Source organism: Fulvivirga lutimaris (genome assembly GCF_009711525.1).
Lineage (GTDB): Bacteria > Bacteroidota > Bacteroidia > Cytophagales > Cyclobacteriaceae > Fulvivirga > Fulvivirga lutimaris.
Map to the genome: position 1 here is coordinate 4,146 of NZ_SMLV01000409.1, position 16,822 is coordinate 20,967.

Below are 16,822 nucleotides of genomic sequence, written 5' to 3' on the forward strand. Positions count from 1 at the left end.
CCTGAGTACTACCAATAATCCCAGCAAGAGAGCCTAAGACCCCACCTTCTTCACAGTTCGGAACAGACTCAGGGTTGGGAGGCTCTGGGAAAAGGTCTCTGTAATTAATATCACTTTTCGCATTGAATACTGAAACCTGACCTTCATATTGATGGATAGAGCCATAGACATAAGGTTTATTCAGAAGAATACAGGCATCGTTGATAAGGTACCTTGTAGGGAAATTGTCAGTACAATCAATAATCAGATCATAATCCGATAAGATTTCTAATGCATTTTGGCTGGTCAGGAATTGGGGATATGTAATAAGCTCTACGTGCTGATTTAGTTGGGCTATGCTTGCTTTAGCTTTATCGATTTTTTTAGCTTTAATGTCGGATTCCTTATACAGTATCTGACGCTGTAGATTAGTAATATTTATGGTATCTGCATCCACAAGGCCAAGTTTTCCGACACCCGCAGCAGCTAAATAGAGGCTCGCAGGACTGCCCAAAGCACCAAGACCAACGATTAGTACACTTGACTTTTTTAGCTTCTCCTGCGCTTGCGGACCAAAGTTGGGCAGCACAAAATGCCGTTGATATCGCTTTATTTCGTCATGTGATAACATTTAAAAATGTTTCATAATTAAATCTGACACATGGTCGCCAATAGATAATGAAGAAGTGGCGGCTGGAGAAGGTGCGTTACAGACATTGATTGCAAATTCATTTTCCAGAATTAAAAAGTCATCTATTAATCCACCATTTCTATCACATGCCTGAGCACGTACTCCGGCACCTCCTGGAGCAAGGTCTTTTTCTGTAACCTCAGGCAATAATTTTTGCAGTGCTTTGGTAAATGCTGCTTTCGAAAAAGAGCGATACATTTCTCCAAAACCAGTTTTCCAATATTTCATTGCGACTTTTTGAAATCCTGGCCATAGGAGTGATTCTGTTAGTTCAGAAAGGTTTATATCTGACTTCTTATAACCCTCTCTTTTAAAAGCAAGCACTGCATTAGGGCCGGCCTCAACACCACCTTTGGCCATGCGGGTAAAATGGACTCCTAAAAATGGAAAGTTAGGATCAGGAACGGGGTATATCAGGTTTTTGACCAGGCTTTCCTTTTCTTTTGTTAGCTTGTAATACTCACCTCTAAAAGGAATGATTTTTACATCTAGCTTCTGATTGGTGAATCTGGCTACCTTATCGGAATATAATCCGGCACAGTTTACAATCAGTTTGGTTTCATATGTGCCTTTAGAAGTTACTACAGTAGATCGGCCTTTACCTGTTTTAATATTTAAAACCTTTTCTCCGAGTTGTATTGTACCACCTTTAGACTTTATGAGCTCAGCATATTTTTTTGAAACCAGCGTATAATCAACAATTCCAGTTTGAGGTACAAATAAGCCTTTTACACCAGCTACATGGGGTTCATATTCTTTCAATTCCTCAGCCTCTAGCGGTTTGAGGTTATCAAGGCCATTTTGTTTTCCGCGTTCTGTAAGGTTGTTTAATAATGGAATTTCTTCTTTTGAAGTAGCTACCACAATTTTACCACACAGTTCAAAAGGGATATCGTACTCAGTACAAAATTCGACCATTTGGCGATAGCCGTTAATACAATTGGTGGCCTTTAAACTTCCTGGCTTATAATATAATCCCGAATGAATAACACCGCTATTATTACCAGTCTGATGCTTAGCTACATCATCTTCCTTATCTAATATTAAAATTTTTGATTCAGGTCTTTTTTCTAATGTTTTTAATGCTGTAGCTAAACCAACAATACCAGCGCCAATTATTATTATGTCGTATTTCAAATCTAAGTAAGTTTAAAGCTGACAAATATAAATAGAAAGGTCACAATATGCTTGCTCAGAACAGTATATAGGAATGGGCCCCTTATCTATTATGGAATAAAAAAAGCTGACTTCTTTCAAAGCCAGCTTTTTTACTTAACAAACAAACTATTACTGTTTCTTTTCAAAATCCATTGATACAGAATTAATGCAGTATCTCAGTCCGGTAGGTTCAGGTCCGTCATTAAAAACATGTCCTAGATGCCCACCACATTTTGCACAAACTACTTCTTCTCTTAAAATTCCGAAAGTTGTGTCTCTTTCGATAATCACATTTTCCTGATTAATTGGCTCAAAGAAACTTGGCCACCCGCTTCCTGATTCAAATTTTGTTTTTGAACTAAAAAGCTTTTCTCCACAAGCAGCGCAGGTGTAGGTGCCTTTATCATGATTATCCCATAGGTCGCCTGTAAAGGCCATTTCTGTACCTTTTTCTCTTAATACATGGTATTCTTCAGGCGTAAGTTGCGCTTTCCATTCTTCATCAGTCTTTTCAATCTTTGGTTCCATTTTCTTTACTACTGTCTTCTTAGCTTCCTGGCTTTTGCTGCAGGAAGAAAACATTAATAAAAGGACGAAAGATACTCCCGCTACTTTTTTATAATTCATATTTTTGTCTTTGGGTACTTTAACTTAAGAATTCTTAAAAAGTTTAGATAAATTAATTGTTTGGAAGGTATTGTCAAAGCACGGACATTATCAAAGATTGATTACTTGAAGGTTATTAGTATTTAAATTGTTATTTTGAAGTTAATTTTTGAAATTAAATTAATTGCAGGTTAATTTACTGTTGGTATGAAAAGAGTTGGATTTTTAAAGGGGATAGTAGTTTTTATCATGTTGTTGTCGAGCTCAGTGGCTTTTGCTCAAAATTACCAGCTGCACACGGTGTATATCTACAGTTTTATTAGATACGTGCAGTGGCCAACAATAGAGGGTGATTTCGTTATAGGTGTTGTTGGAGAATCTCCAATAATCGAACATTTAAAGAAAATGGCTTCAGCTAAAAAAGCAGGATCAAGAGATATAATTATAAAGGAGTTTGCGAGTAGTGCCAGTGTAACACCTACTGATATATTGTTTGTGTCTAAAGGTGCTTCTGACAGTTTTGAAGATATAAAATCAAAGGTTAACACTGCTAATACATTATTAATAACAGAGACTGAGGGGTTAGGTATGGAAGGCAGTGCTATTAACTTTGTTGAAAGAAATAGTAAATTGGCTTTTGAATTAAATAGACACGCGGTAGAAGAAGCTGGATTAAAGGTGTCTACTGAATTAACGAGATTAGCTATAATAATATAAATCTTTATTTAACGCTTATTAATTAGCAACTTATGCGAAAGATGAAATTGAAAATTGGAAACAAGATTTTTGGAGGTTTCCTGATCCTTATAGTATTGTTTGTTTTCAATGCTGCTGTAATATTTGTTACCAGTAATAGTATTGATACAGTAGTAAAGAAGTCTTCTGATATCATTAGGCCAAGTAAAGAGGCTATTAGTGATTTCAAATTGCTTGTTACACAATCAAAAATGCTTATTATAAACTGGGTGTACGTACAGAGTAATGTTGATGATAAAGATGCCTTACGAGTTTTGCACGATCAGGATTATCCAGCATTAAAAGAAAGAATCCTTGAACTTGAGAGTTCTTGGGAAAATGACAGTCAGCGTTTCCTGATGGATACAGTTAGAACTGAGTTTGAGGCACTGTTGGTTGTTGAGCAAGAAGTAATGGGGCAGCTAGTAACATTTGAGAACTACGAAGATCCTTTAACCAAACTTTTGGCTGAAGATGCCATTGAAAGTCAGGTGATACCAATGACGGCTTCCATTATAAGCAAGCTGGATGAAGTAGCCAGAATGCAACAGGAAACTACTCAGGAGTCGGATGATGATCTTATTGCTGCGACAAACCAACTGATAAATATTACAATCATACTTGGAGCGATAATTATATTGATTGGTTTACTAAGTGCTTATTTCATGGCCAAGTCGATTACGGTTCCTATCAATTACATAAAAGATATTGTCGTCAAACTTGGTAAAGGGGAGCTAGTTGATGATCAGGGTAGGAAATTCAATAATGATGAAATTGGAGAAATGGCTACTGCTATGGATAATTTGATCAGAGGTTTAAGGTCAACCACCATATTTGCTGAGAACATAGGTAATGGAAAGTATGACTCAGAATTTAAACCATTGAGTGATCATGATGTGTTAGGTAATGCCCTTCTTGAAATGAGAAGTAATCTTTCAAGAGTTGCAGAAGAAGATCAGAAAAGAAACTGGTCAACTGAAGGCTTGGCTAAGTTTGGAGACATTTTAAGACGTAATAATGATAACCTTGAGAAACTATCTGATGATATTATAAGGAGCCTCGTAACTTATATGGGTTGTAATCAAGGAGGTATTTACATTATTGATGATACTGAAGAAAGCGAGCCATACATGTCTTTATTAGCATGTTACGCTTGGGATAAGAAGAAATACATTGACCAGAAAATACATAAAGGAGAAGGACTCGCAGGGCAGGTATGGCAGGAAATGGATACCATATACCTTACTGAGGTGCCAGATAACTACATCAAAATTACTTCTGGACTTGGAGACGCAAATCCTAAGAGTGTACTAATCGTTCCTCTAAAGGTGAATGAAGAGATTTATGGAGTGGTTGAAATTGCTTCTTTCAAAGTATTTGAGGATTACGAAGTAGAGTTTGTTCAGAAGATAGCTGAGAGTATTGCATCAACGGTATCTTCTGTTAAGATCAATGCCAAAACTCAGAAGTTGCTGGAAGAATCTCAGGAAATGACCGAGCAGATGCGTTCTCAAGAAGAGGAAATGCGCCAGAATATGGAAGAGCTGCAGGCTACACAAGAAGAGATGCAAAGAGGTCAGGCAGAAGCAGAAAGCACCATGGAAGCTATTAATTCATCAGTTGCTATGATTGAGTTTGATGCTGATGGTTATGTTATCAATGCGAATCAAAACTTCCTTGATATTACCGGATACTTTAAAGATGAGATACTTGGGGAAAGCCATAGACTCTTTGTGAATAAAGAAGATAAGACGTCCGATACCTATAAGCAGTTCTGGAAAGATCTTACTTTGGGAATTGCAAAATATGGTGAGTTCGAAAGAGTTGGAAAAGGAGGAAAAGTTATTCAATTGGTAGAGAGCTATGCTCCTATAAAAAGTAGAGATGGGGCAGTGGGGAAAATTATGATGGTGGCCGTTGATGTATCAAAATATACAGCAAGCGCCTGATAAACCAGAAAAATCCAACCTAAATAAATACCTACGAGTTAGAGAAATCTAACTCGTTTTTTGTTACTTTTTCTAATAACCCTTCAAGTTCAATGGCTGAGTTAGCAATAAAGGGCACACCTATTTTAGTAAGCTCATTTCTGTGATTGTCTGTAATATGTGCCCCTCCACAAAACCCAATAACATTCATTCCTGCAGATAGGGCTGAGGTGCAACCACTTACACTATCTTCAATAGCTAAGCAGCTTTCAGGTGATTTCCCAAGTGTGTCAGCTGCATGAAGGTATATGGCAGGACTTGGTTTTGGTTTAGATACCATAGAGGCACTGAATCTGTGCTCAAAAATATCTAGCAGTTTCGTTGCTGTCAATGCTTTTTCTATTTGCCATAGATTACTATTAGATACCACTGCCTTTGGAAGCTTTACGTCTGCAGCAAGCTTACTCATACCGTCAATAGCTCTTAAATCCTGATAAACGCGCTCTTCCACATTCTTAATTAACATATCAATATCAACCCTTGGGTCAATGGTCATGTCTTCAAAAATGGTTCTGAAGGTTTTACCTGTATATTCTGAAAGGAAATATTTGATTTCTATTTTTTGGCCCAGGCTTTTAAGAAGTGCAACCATTACTTCTGCAGATACAATTTCCGTATCTACCAGCACACCATCGCAGTCAAATATTATTTGTTCAATGCGCATTTATAGTTCTAAATTGATTCTTACAATGATAATGTTTTCAACGATGCTATTCTGCATATTTTGTCTAAATTGCATGCTTAGAGAAAGAAAAGAGCAAGTACATAAGTGAAGTTTGTAGATTTCGGCCTTGATTCCAAATTATTGGAAGGTATACAGGCGATAGGATTTGAGGAAGCCACACCCGTTCAGGAGCAAGCCATCCCGGTTATATTAAGTAAAAAGGATATTATAGCCTCTGCACAAACAGGGACAGGTAAAACTGCGGCCTTTTTGTTACCGGTTATACATCACATCTTAAATAACCCTCATGATGGAAGTATAAAGGCTTTAGTGGTAGTGCCAACTAGAGAATTGGCTGTCCAAATAGACCAGCAGATGGAAGGCCTATCATATTTTACTTCTGTAAGTTCATTAGCGGTTTATGGAGGAGGCGATGGTTCTTCTTTCGCACGCGAAAAAATGGCGTTATCAGAAGGAGCAGATATGATCATTGGTACTCCTGGCAGGCTTATAGCTCATTTAAATATGGGATACGTTAAGGTTGATAATCTTAAGTATCTGGTACTTGATGAGGCTGATAGAATGCTTGACATGGGTTTTAATGAAGATCTGATGAAGATAGTCTCATACTTGCCAAAGGAAAGGCAAAACCTGATGTTTTCTGCAACTATGCCACCTAAGATTAGAGAGCTGGCAAAGACCATTTTAAAAGATCCTGAACAAATTAATATTGCTGTTTCAAAACCTGCTGAAAGAATAGTTCAAGCCGCTTTTGTTGTTTATGACAGCCAAAAAATTGAATTAGCCAAATATATACTTAGTGCCAAGAAACTTCAAAGTGTGATAGTTTTTTGTAGTACCAAATCTGCTACTAAGCAGCTGAATAGAGAGCTTAAGAAGATGAAATTTCTGTCAGAGGAGATTCATTCTGATTTAGAGCAGAAGGAGCGGGAGCAGGTTTTACAAGCATTTAAGAATAAGAAATTAAATATACTTGTTGCCACTGATATTCTGTCCAGGGGTATTGATATTGAAGATATTGAGTTGGTAATCAATTATGATGTGCCAAACGATGGAGAAGATTATATTCACAGAATAGGGCGTACAGCAAGAGCCGCTTCAAAAGGGGTGGCCTTTACATTCGTTAATGAGAAGGAACAACGAGACTTTCTTCAGATTGAAGAGCTTTTGGGAGCACCAGTACCTAAAGCAAAAGTGCCAGAATCACTAGGCGAAGCACCTGTTTACAACCCATCCAGACCAAAGCCTAAGGGCAAAAGAAAGTTTACTAAAAGGAGGTAACTTAATACCTCCTATAAAAATCATTTACTGCTGGCACCAACTGATCATATATCGGCCTGGTGAATTCTATAAATAGTGTCTGTGGGTCAGGAGGCAGTACTTCCTGTTGTTGACAAATGTCTAACTGTTCATCAGACAACGCTCTCTCATCACCATTGAAATTTCCCCACTGAGAAAACCAGATAAACTCACCATTGAATTTCCGGTGTGTAAGTACGGCTTTTGAATCAGCATCAGTCACACGCATACTCAACAAGCCTCTGGAGCGTACTTCCTTGCGGTTGACTACCAATGTGGCAGAAACAGTGCTGTACACATCTTTTTCTCCAGCTCTGGTAGAAACCGTTCCGGTTTTTACACTATCTCTGCTTACTTTCTCAGTATGTCTTTCTGTGTGCGTTTCACCAACCACAAAATCATCAAATTGCAATCTTAGATACTGATCAACGAATGGCAGTTTATTGGACTTCACTTCTCTTGGCGTATAAAACTGAACAAACTCGTTACTTCTGAACTGCGTATGAAGATATTCCTCAATTTTGTCCTGAAAGAAGTTCCCGCTAAGGTTATATCTTGAAGGAACAGGAATTTGCTCTACAACAACCTTCAAAGTAGCAAGAAACTTGGCTTCATCCATTTTGTCACGAACATCCTTGTAGTTGGGTACAAAAGAGTTAGCCTCTCTGAATAACAAGAAAGCAGTCTTTGCATCTTCTCTAGTGTTCCTATTTAGTAATATTAGTGCCTCTTCATAATTCTCCTCAGCAGCTTGCTGTTTTAGCGAAGCCACTTTAGCAAAATAGTTCTTGGGGTTTTTAATTACACTTAAAGCACCAGGAGCCGCACGTATTTCATTATACATGGTGTTGATTCTTTCATAATAAGCCATGGCATTCTTGTACTTGAATTGAGCATTGGTAGAAAGAATTGTGGTGGCTTTTTGCTCGGCAGTCTGAACAGCAAGAGGATAACTTTTTCTTAAAGCTTCTTTAGACTTTTTGTGAGAAGGGTTCTGTCTTAGCCTATTCACAGACTTTAAAACTGCGCTGTAATAATCACCTTTTTCATAGGCCTTTTTACCACTAGAGCAATTAGATAAAATGATTGGAAAGACTAACGCAAATAGATAAATATACTTTCTCATTGATTTATTAATTGAATTCAACTGCATTCTACAGAATTAATGCCAAAATTTAAATGCAAGTAAATAATTGATCCTTAAAGAACCAACTATTGCTGGCTTTCAAATTTGTGAAGAGCTTTTAAGGCTTGAGAACGAATTTTATTTTTAACTAATGGAGTAAAGCCAAGAAGCAATCCAGTTGTACCCAATGCCATACGGCTCCATCGCCAAATGTCAAACACATCTTTGTGTTCTATTATCTTGCCGTTTTTTATAGTCATAGTTGCGGTGATAATATTATGAACCTGACGGCCTGTTTTAGAAAATTTATAAACTGCTTCCCAATTGGTTACTACCTTATCATTTTTAGCAACAGGAGCGGAGTGGGTTATCTTTAAACCGGAATCTCCCTGTTTGAGGAGCATACTCCACATGTTATGAGGCTGGGAACCTGTCAATTTCCCAAATGCAGGATCTTCAAATGTTACCGCATCATCGTAGCAAGAGAGCATGCCATCTATATCTCGGTTTGCAAAACTTGTATAAAACTTGTCGGCAACAGCTACATCTGATAAAGTATCCATAGGGTTAAATTAATATAAAACCCTGAATTTTATGGTATGTTCTATACTTCTTAGTGCCTTTATCACATCCTTGTCGTACTCTTTGTCAATGTCAGTGATTACATAACCAATGACCTCATTGGTTTTTAAGTACTGACCAACAATATTGATTTGATGATCTGCCAATACCTGATTGATTTTAGCCAGAATGCCTGGCATGTTCAAGTGAATGTGAATCAGACGATGCGCATTTTGAAGCGTTGGTAACTGAAGATTCGGAAAATTAACGCTGTTAGTTGTACTGCCAGTGTTTATATATTCCATGATCTTGTTAGGAACAAAAGTGGCTATGTTTTCCTGAGCTTCTAAGGTGCTTCCTCCAATATGAGGAGAGAGTAATACATTTGGTAAGCCTCTCAAGGGAGAAATAAATTCTTCGTCATTACTTTTTGGCTCTTCAGGGAATACATCAATACCAGCTCCAGCAATTTTCTTGCTTAAAATGTTCGCTTTAAGTGCTTCTATATCAACAACATGCCCTCTGCTCAAATTCAGAAAGATCACGCCATCTTTCATCTGCTTAAATTCGTTCTCCCCAATGATATTTGTATTTTCTTTTCGTCCGTCAACATGAAGTGATATAATGTCTGATTCACTCAATAACTCTTCAAGGCTCTCACATTTGGTAGCATTGCCTAATGCTAACTTTTCCTCTATGTCAAAATACAATACCTTCAGACCTATAGACTCGGCAACTACGGATAACTGAGCTCCAATATTCCCATAGCCAATAATGCCTAGTTTTTTGCCTCTAATCTCAAAACTGCCTTTGGCAGATTTATCCCATTGACCATTGTGCATTTTAGCAGAACGATCGCTCAACTGACGAAGCAACAATATAATCTCAGAAATGGCCATTTCCACTACAGAGCGTGTATTACTAAAAGGGGCGTTGAAAACCGCAACACCTTTCTCTAGACAAGCTTCTAAATCTATTTGGTTTGTTCCTATACAAAATGCCCCAATTGAAATTAACCTGTTAGCATTGTCTAATACTCTTTTTGTAACGTTGGTTTTTGATCGGATACCGAGTACTGAGACGTTCTTTATTTTCTTTACCAGCTCATCCTCATCCAGTCCTGCAGGGTAGACCTCAACATTATATCCTTCTTTCTTTAGGTTATCAATAGCCTTTGAATGCACATTTTCTAGTAGTAGTACATTAATTCTATTCTTTGGATATGATATGGCGGTATTCAAATTATTCAAATATAAAAATTCATCAAAGCTAGGGGCGATGTGATCTGCATTTTCAGTTACATTGGCACGCTCCACATTTTCCGTAAAGGCATAAAACTTATTGGCTAGTCCAGCTGCTTTAATTTCATAGTCAGTATACCCATCACCAATAACATAAATATCGCCTTTTAATTCTAAAGATTTAAGCTGCTCAACTTTTCCGTTGTTAGATGATAGTACATTTTCTTTGTCAAAGCCGACTATATTTCCGTCTTCATCAAACTCGAATTCATTGGCACATACATTTTCAGGTTTAATATGATAATCACCCACGATAGGCACAATAAAATCCTTAAAACCATTAGACATGATATAAACTCTGTCAGCATATTTTTCAAAGAAATCAGCATTTCTCTTGAAAGAGGTGGATACCACTTTTTTTAACTCTTCTATTAGCTTTGGGAGGTGATTTTTATGGGCATTGAGAATATTAATACGTTGCTCCAAGGATTCACGAAAGGAAAATGAACCATTCATTCCCTTATCAGTAATATCCTTAATTTGTTGAAGTCGATTATCTCTGTCTGGTGAATCTTTTAAAGATATTTCACCTAAAATGTCTAGCGCTTCTACCTGCGTAAACGTACTATCAAAATCGATAATGAAGTATTTCTTGTTCCCTTTGCTCATTTCTCTGGTCTTATTAGGACGAAATAAGTGGTTTAATTCATTTTAGTAAAGCTTATGTGAGATTAAATTATCAGGGCTTTTTATGCAACCGATTGCTGACAGTTTTAAACCTGATTTGCTAAAAAAGTAAGAACGATACGCAACCTTTGATTTTACCTTTCGTTATACTTTGGTATTCTATGTATATAGATTTATAAAACTATGATTTCGAAAAATTTAACAGCAGCATCTACCAAACCAATTATTCTAGGTATTCTCAAGCAGGGTAATAGTTATGGGTATTTAATCATCAAAAAGATAAAGGAATTGTCTCATGGCAAAATGAAGTATTCTGACGGAATGCTTTACCCGGTATTGCACCGGTTAGAAAAGGAAGGGTTAATAGTTTCTAACTGGACAGTTAACGATGATTCCAGACCCAGGAAGTATTATGAAATAACTGAGGCTGGTAAACAAGAACTAATAGTAGAGCAAGAACAATGGTCACAAGTTAATTCTGTTCTTAATTCAATATGGGAAGTTTCCTCTAAATAAAAATAGCAATGGTCTTAAACTCAAATCTTAAGTTAAAATTAACAGCAGTAGTCTTACTTTATGTAATTGGCTTTATATTATTTGAATTTTTTAATGGTGGTGTTTCATCGCATTATATCTTGCACGACAAGGACATGCCTTCCATATCTAATTGGTGGAGTTTGTTAAGCATGCCTTTAGCAACATGGGTAGTACTGGCTCTTATGTCTAGAAAGCCCGTAATATCAGCTAAACAAATTTATGTGTTTGTAGGTGGTCTGGTATTTGGAGTTTTAGTCACTATTCTATTCAATTATTCGCCAGATATCATAAATTATGTTTTGTATGTAACGTTTGCCATGGCACTGTTCTTAAACCTATGTACTCCTGAGTATTATTTAGGCTTTGTATTGAGTATGATGCTAGGGTTTGGCGGTGTTCTGCCCGTTATGTTCGGCTTAATATTCATTGGCATTTATGGTTTTGAGTATTTTTTATTTCGGGGAGCATTTCTGAAAATCAAAAGCAAATTCTAATTCATCATTCAATCAAGAAATACCGCAATGTTTAATCTGGAAGAATCAATAAAACAATGGTTAAAGCAGTTTAGGAAGCACAAAGCCTTTGACCATGGACATATAAGAGAAATGGAACTACACCTGAGAGATCATATTGACGATCTTAAAACTGAGGGGCATACAGAAGAATTGGCATTTAAAATAGCAGTAGAAGAATTTGGGGAGATACCTACCATGGGAGATGAAGAATTTACTAATCAAAAACGAAAAAATACTGGTACAGCATTACCAATGGCCATGTATAGAAACTATTTTAAAATAGCTATAAGAAGCTTTACCAAACAGCCATTTTTTACTTTTTTGAATACTGTCGGCCTTGCAATTGGGATGGCTGGGGCCTTGCTTATTTCACTTTATATCTATGATGATTTAAACTATGATAAGTCCTTTGCTGACGCGGACAGAATATATCGAATTAACATTGATAATAAAACTGCAGGTGAGCTTACTAAATATGCTTCAGTCTCCTGTCCGCTAGCGGAAGTAATGAGAGAAGATTACCCTCATCTGGAAATGGTGACAAGGTTCAGGGAAATTGGGAACACTTTAATTAAAAAAAAGGATGATGAATTAAATACTAAGGAGAAGTATGTTGTTGCTGCGGATGACTATTTCTTCGATATGTTTGGTTTTGATTTGATACACGGAAATAAAGCTAATGCGCTCAAGGAGGTCAATAATTTGGTGCTAACTCGGGATGCTGCAACACATTATTTTGGCTCTGTAAAAAATGCCGTGGGGAAAAGCCTGATATTAAATAATGATGATACTTATGTAGTATCTGGAGTTATAGATAATATGCCTGAGAACTCATTTTTAAGAGGCTATAATGTGTTTGTATCCTTGTCTAGTATGAAGGATTACAATAGTCCGGCTTGGAACAACTGGAACTTTCCAACATTTGTTAAGCTCCGACCAGGAGCTAATCCAGATGACTTTAATGCCTACTTGGGTGGCGTTATTGACAGGTATCTTATTCCCTGGGCAATGCAATTTGTACCAGGACTCACCGTAGAAAGTGCAAGAAAGGCTAACGAAGAATCTGGAAACTTTATGCACTTTGGGTCAATGGCGCTGACAGATATTCATTTGCATTCTCAAGATAGAGAGGGCGAGTTTAACCCAAATAGTGATATTAAGAATATTTACATATTATCATTCATAGGGTTTTTCCTAATACTGATGGCTTCGGTTAACTTTATGAACCTATCCACTGCACACTCACTGAAGCGCGCGAAGGAAGTGGGTATCAGAAAAACATTAGGCTCGAATAGGTTAGGGTTAGTAAGACAGTTTTTAACTGAATCAGCTATTATTTCTTTTCTTTCATTGGTTTTGGCCTTGATATTGGCTGTGATAGTATTGCCATATTTTAATGCACTTGCAGGCAAGGCAATGAGCATACCCTTCGGACAAGTTTCTTTCTGGCTTATTCTACTATTGGCAACGGCAGTTCTTAGTTTGTTTTCAGGAAGTTACCCGGCCTTTTTTATATCTAAATTTGCACCAGTAAAAGTATTAAGTGGCGGGGATAAGCTTTCAGTTTCTGGTGGTGGAATAAGAAACATTCTAGTTGTATTTCAGTTTTCAATATCCATTTTTCTACTTGTTGGCACTTTAGTAGTTTTTCAACAATTGAGATATATCCAGAGTAAAGATTTAGGCTATAAAAAGGATCAAATACTGGTCATTGAAAATGTTGATGCTACTGGAAATCAGATTAACACCTTCAAAGAGGAAGTAAAGAAAATTGGGCAGGTGGAAGATGTATCATTAAGTAGTTTTTTACCAACTCCATCCGAAAGAAGTGGCACAACTTTTTTTAGAGAAGGACATATGGATTCTGAAGGGGCTATTATTATAGGCAACTGGAGAATCGACCATGACTATGTATCTACTTTAGGCATGGAAATAATAGCAGGCCGAAATTTCGATGAAAATTATCCGTCTGACTCTAATGCATTGTTAATCAATGAAAGGGCTTTAGAGATGCTTAATGTGAGTGCAGATGAAGCAATTGGTCTGAGACTTACTGATGACTTTCATCGTGACGACAAAGAGAATATTGAGTTTGTAACCATTATAGGAGTCGTAAAGAATTTTCATTTTGAGTCTATGCGCAATCAAATCAATGGATTAAGTTTTTCGCTGGCGGGCGGTGCCAACAGGATGTTGATAAAATTGAATGCAGGAAATTTTTCAGAACCTATTGAGCAAGTGGAAAGTATCTGGAAAGAACTGAGCCCAGGCCAGCCATTTAATTATTACTTTATGGATGAGTCTTTTAACGATACCTATAAAGCAGAACTAAGGTTAGGCACCATTTTCTTAGTTTTTACAGCACTATCTATAGCTATTGCTTGTTTAGGCTTGTTTGGCTTGGCTGCATTTAACACTGAGAGAAGATCCAAAGAAATAGGCATAAGAAAGGTGTTGGGGGCAAGCATACAACAAATCGTTTATAAACTATCTATGGATTTCATGAAGCTAGTTTTAATTTCAGTAGTGCTAGCATTACCTTTAAGCTGGTTTATCATGAATAAATGGCTCGAAGATTTTACTTACCACATAGAAATAGGGTGGTGGGTGCTCATTTTATCATCATGTATGGCTATTACCATTTCAATTTTGACAGTCAGCTATCAGAGTATAAAGGCTGCTATAGTTAATCCCGTCAAGAGTTTAAAGGCAGAGTAATATGTATTTATAAGTTGTTACTTACGAACTCAGTAGAGTACTCTCTTATCATTTCTCTTACTCTTCTGAATTCTTCCATTACTTCTTCTTCAGTTCCAGTTGCTTTGGCAGGATCTGGGAAGTTGTGATGAAATTTAACTGCCTTTGTAGGGAAGTAGGGACACCGTTCCTTTGCATTATCACACACTGTAATCACGAAGTCAAAGTTTATGTCTTGATATTCGTCAATATGATTTGAGGTATGACCGCTGATATCAATATCAGCTTCTCTCATAGTCTTTATGGCTTTAGGGTTAACACCATGAGTCTCAACACCGGCACTGTAAACTTGAGCCTTGTCACCAGCTAGTTTTTTCAAAAAGCCTTCTGCAATCTGACTGCGGCAGGAATTTCCGGTGCAAAGTACTAATACATTCTTTTTCATGATTCAATTTTTAAGGTCATGCAAATTGCAGATGAAGGACAAATGGATTTGAATTCTTCGGTCATGGCAATTTCTTCTGGAACCTGGTTTCTATTTATATTTTTAAAATTGTTTTTCTTAAAAAATGGCTCAGCTGTTTCAGTTAACAGGAAAAGGTTCTTAATTCCTTTGCTTTTGGATAGCTCTAACATAGTTGTTAATAATTGATTTCCTAGCCCCATGTTTTGAGAATTTTTATCAATAGCTAGTGAACGGAGTAATGCAGAATCACCTTTGATTTCTAAAGCACCTATACCAATTAGCTGCTCTTGTTTAACTAACCCCCAAAAGCTCTGTTTCTTCAAGTCAATGTCTTTTACAGGCAATCCATTTTCTTTTAACAGTCGCAGTATAGCTGATAAATGAGATTGATCTAATTGCTTTACCATACTAGGTTTTAATAAGTCTCCATGTAAAAATACTCAAAAACATACCCAGTATTGGTGCTAAAAGGTAAAGCCAGAGGTGCTCCAAATGTCCAGAAGCAATAGCTGGTCCAAAAGATCTGGCTGGGTTCATAGAAGCACCGGATATAGGTCCACCAAACATCGCTTCAAGTAACACCACTCCTCCAATGGCCATTCCTGCCATGGTACCTGTTTCTTTCGAGCCGGATGATACTTGAATAATTACCAACATAAGAATGTAGCTCATGATTAGCTCAAGTACAAAAGACTGAGTCGGTTCAAATGTAGGTAAGGTGGCGCCAAGCAATTCATGAGTTGGAAATAGAAACATCAACGTTAAGCTTGCAAATAAAGCGCCTGCCAGTTGGCTCACGATGTAGGGAAGGACTAAGCTTTTGTCAAACCGTTTTGCCAACCAAAAAGATAATGTAACTGCAGGGTTGATGTGTGCTCCAGATAGTTCTCCAAAGCAATATATAATAGCCATAACTATGGCTCCGAATACAATTGCTATTCCTGCATGTCCAATGGTTCCGTTGCTAAGGTCATTAATAACAATTGCACCGGTACCACAAAATACCAGTGCAAAAGTTCCAATAAACTCAGCTATAAAAGCTTTGTGTCTTGTAGTCATATAATCTTAAGAGCAGCAGGCTCCTTCCTCTGCATATTTTTCATCGTTTTGTTCTACATCTTCAAGAAATTTGAAAACCTCCCATTTGTAGCCATCCGGATCAGTCACCCAAAACTTATCTTGTTTAGCATAACAGCACTTAACCTCTTTTTCTTCATCAATAGGAAGGTCTTGAGTTAAAGCATTACCAAGCTTTGATTTTAACAACTCTGGATTGTTGACTTCAATGCCGAAGTGTACATGCTGTGGGTTAACTTTCTCACTTTGGACAAAACTAATGTTTAAAGAAGGTTCATCCAGCAGATATTTAGCATATCCCTTTTTGGTTTTTACAGGTTCGGTTTCAAAAAACTTGTTATAGAACGCTACCGTCTTTTCTATGTTAGATACTGAGTAGCTTACGTGCATTCTGGTTGTGAAATTTTCCATTGTTACAAATTTATAAAGTTATACATCTTAAATCGTAATAATACGATGAATATGAGCAAATTTTTTTAACAGCAGTTGTTCACAGGGTCGTATGAAGCAAACAAATCTCCAAATTGACTTTTAGCTCCTTCCCACACTTCAGCATTAATACAATAGCAAACGCTTGGCCCGTCAATGGTACCTTTAATCAGGCCTGCATCTTTAAGCTCTTTTAAATGCTGAGAAACTGTGGATTGAGAAAGTGGCAATTCGTTAACAATATCGCCACATACACATGATTGAGCTCTCGTCAGATACTCAATAATGGCAATGCGAGCAGGATGACCTAAAGCCTTGGCCAATACGGCCATCCTGTTCTGTTTT

18 protein-coding genes are annotated in these 16,822 nt (G+C 37.1%); 6 read left to right on the top strand and 12 right to left on the bottom strand.

Annotated elements, in window-relative coordinates; all coding sequences use genetic code 11:
- The 3 genes from E1140_RS14825 to msrB all read right to left on the bottom strand — a co-directional run.
- Positions 1–610, bottom strand: a 610-nt coding sequence (locus E1140_RS14825; protein ID WP_185153611.1) for a HesA/MoeB/ThiF family protein, incomplete at its 3' end; no start/stop codon positions are given.
- Entirely contained in the window at positions 611–1,807 is a 1,197-nt protein-coding gene (gene lhgO, locus E1140_RS14830; RefSeq protein ID WP_155185437.1) for an L-2-hydroxyglutarate oxidase, read from the bottom strand.
- Positions 1,808–1,957: 150 nt separating this feature from the next.
- Positions 1,958–2,455 (bottom strand): peptide-methionine (R)-S-oxide reductase MsrB, encoded by a 498-nt coding sequence (msrB, locus tag E1140_RS14835; protein WP_155185440.1) that lies wholly within the window; start codon positions 2,453–2,455, stop codon positions 1,958–1,960.
- Between the two features lie 186 nt (positions 2,456–2,641).
- Between msrB and E1140_RS14840 the strand changes: the two genes are divergently transcribed.
- Both E1140_RS14840 and E1140_RS14845 read left to right on the top strand, forming a co-directional pair.
- Entirely contained in the window at positions 2,642–3,151 is a 510-nt protein-coding gene (locus E1140_RS14840; protein ID WP_155185443.1) for a YfiR family protein, read from the top strand.
- A 32-nt stretch (positions 3,152–3,183) separates the two neighbouring features.
- Entirely contained in the window at positions 3,184–5,118 is a 1,935-nt protein-coding gene (locus E1140_RS14845) for a GAF domain-containing protein (RefSeq protein WP_155185446.1), read from the top strand.
- 31 nt (positions 5,119–5,149) lie between these two features.
- Here the strand turns inward: E1140_RS14845 and E1140_RS14850 are convergent, their stop codons facing one another.
- Positions 5,150–5,821, bottom strand: a complete 672-nt coding sequence (locus E1140_RS14850; RefSeq protein ID WP_155185449.1) for an HAD family hydrolase — start codon at positions 5,819–5,821, stop codon at positions 5,150–5,152.
- A gap of 105 nt (positions 5,822–5,926) precedes the next feature.
- On the opposite strand from E1140_RS14850, the gene E1140_RS14855 reads away from it, so the two are divergent.
- A complete protein-coding gene (locus E1140_RS14855; protein WP_185153612.1) occupies positions 5,927–7,123 on the top strand; it encodes a DEAD/DEAH box helicase in 1,197 nt (398 codons plus the stop codon).
- A 1-nt stretch (position 7,124) separates the two neighbouring features.
- Here E1140_RS14855 and E1140_RS14860 read toward each other — a convergent pair whose 3' ends face one another.
- The 3 genes from E1140_RS14860 to serA form a co-directional block, all read right to left on the bottom strand.
- On the bottom strand, positions 7,125–8,267 hold the full coding sequence (locus tag E1140_RS14860; protein ID WP_155185452.1) for a hypothetical protein: 1,143 nt from the start codon (positions 8,265–8,267) through the stop codon (positions 7,125–7,127).
- Between the two features lie 86 nt (positions 8,268–8,353).
- On the bottom strand, positions 8,354–8,830 hold the full coding sequence (locus tag E1140_RS14865) for a nuclear transport factor 2 family protein (protein WP_155185455.1): 477 nt from the start codon (positions 8,828–8,830) through the stop codon (positions 8,354–8,356).
- A 9-nt stretch (positions 8,831–8,839) separates the two neighbouring features.
- Positions 8,840–10,738, bottom strand: coding sequence for a phosphoglycerate dehydrogenase (gene serA / locus E1140_RS14870; RefSeq protein WP_155185458.1), 1,899 nt, complete (start codon positions 10,736–10,738; stop codon positions 8,840–8,842).
- A gap of 201 nt (positions 10,739–10,939) precedes the next feature.
- Between serA and E1140_RS14875 the strand changes: the two genes are divergently transcribed.
- From E1140_RS14875 to E1140_RS14885, 3 genes are read left to right on the top strand one after another with little or no spacing between them, the layout of a single operon-like run.
- Positions 10,940–11,272 (top strand): PadR family transcriptional regulator, encoded by a 333-nt coding sequence (locus E1140_RS14875; protein WP_155185461.1) that lies wholly within the window; start codon positions 10,940–10,942, stop codon positions 11,270–11,272.
- 8 nt (positions 11,273–11,280) lie between these two features.
- On the top strand, positions 11,281–11,787 hold the full coding sequence (locus E1140_RS14880) for a hypothetical protein (protein WP_155185464.1): 507 nt from the start codon (positions 11,281–11,283) through the stop codon (positions 11,785–11,787).
- A 27-nt stretch (positions 11,788–11,814) separates the two neighbouring features.
- Positions 11,815–14,526, top strand: a complete 2,712-nt coding sequence (locus E1140_RS14885; protein WP_221412703.1) for an ABC transporter permease — start codon at positions 11,815–11,817, stop codon at positions 14,524–14,526.
- Between the two features lie 7 nt (positions 14,527–14,533).
- Here E1140_RS14885 and E1140_RS14890 read toward each other — a convergent pair whose 3' ends face one another.
- The 5 genes from E1140_RS14890 to E1140_RS14910 form a co-directional block, all read right to left on the bottom strand.
- On the bottom strand, positions 14,534–14,950 hold the full coding sequence (locus tag E1140_RS14890; protein WP_155185467.1) for an arsenate reductase ArsC: 417 nt from the start codon (positions 14,948–14,950) through the stop codon (positions 14,534–14,536).
- On the bottom strand, positions 14,947–15,378 hold the full coding sequence (arsN2, locus tag E1140_RS14895) for an arsenic resistance N-acetyltransferase ArsN2 (RefSeq protein WP_155185470.1): 432 nt from the start codon (positions 15,376–15,378) through the stop codon (positions 14,947–14,949). Before arsN2 ends, E1140_RS14890 begins: the two co-directional genes overlap by 4 nt.
- A gap of 1 nt (position 15,379) precedes the next feature.
- Positions 15,380–16,030 (bottom strand): MIP/aquaporin family protein, encoded by a 651-nt coding sequence (locus E1140_RS14900; protein ID WP_155185473.1) that lies wholly within the window; start codon positions 16,028–16,030, stop codon positions 15,380–15,382.
- Positions 16,031–16,036: 6 nt separating this feature from the next.
- Positions 16,037–16,459: an ArsI/CadI family heavy metal resistance metalloenzyme gene (locus E1140_RS14905; protein WP_155185476.1), complete on the bottom strand. Its 423-nt coding sequence runs from the start codon at positions 16,457–16,459 to the stop codon at positions 16,037–16,039.
- A gap of 65 nt (positions 16,460–16,524) precedes the next feature.
- The coding region (locus E1140_RS14910) for an ArsR/SmtB family transcription factor (protein WP_246202957.1) at positions 16,525–16,822 on the bottom strand (298 nt) is incomplete at its 5' end.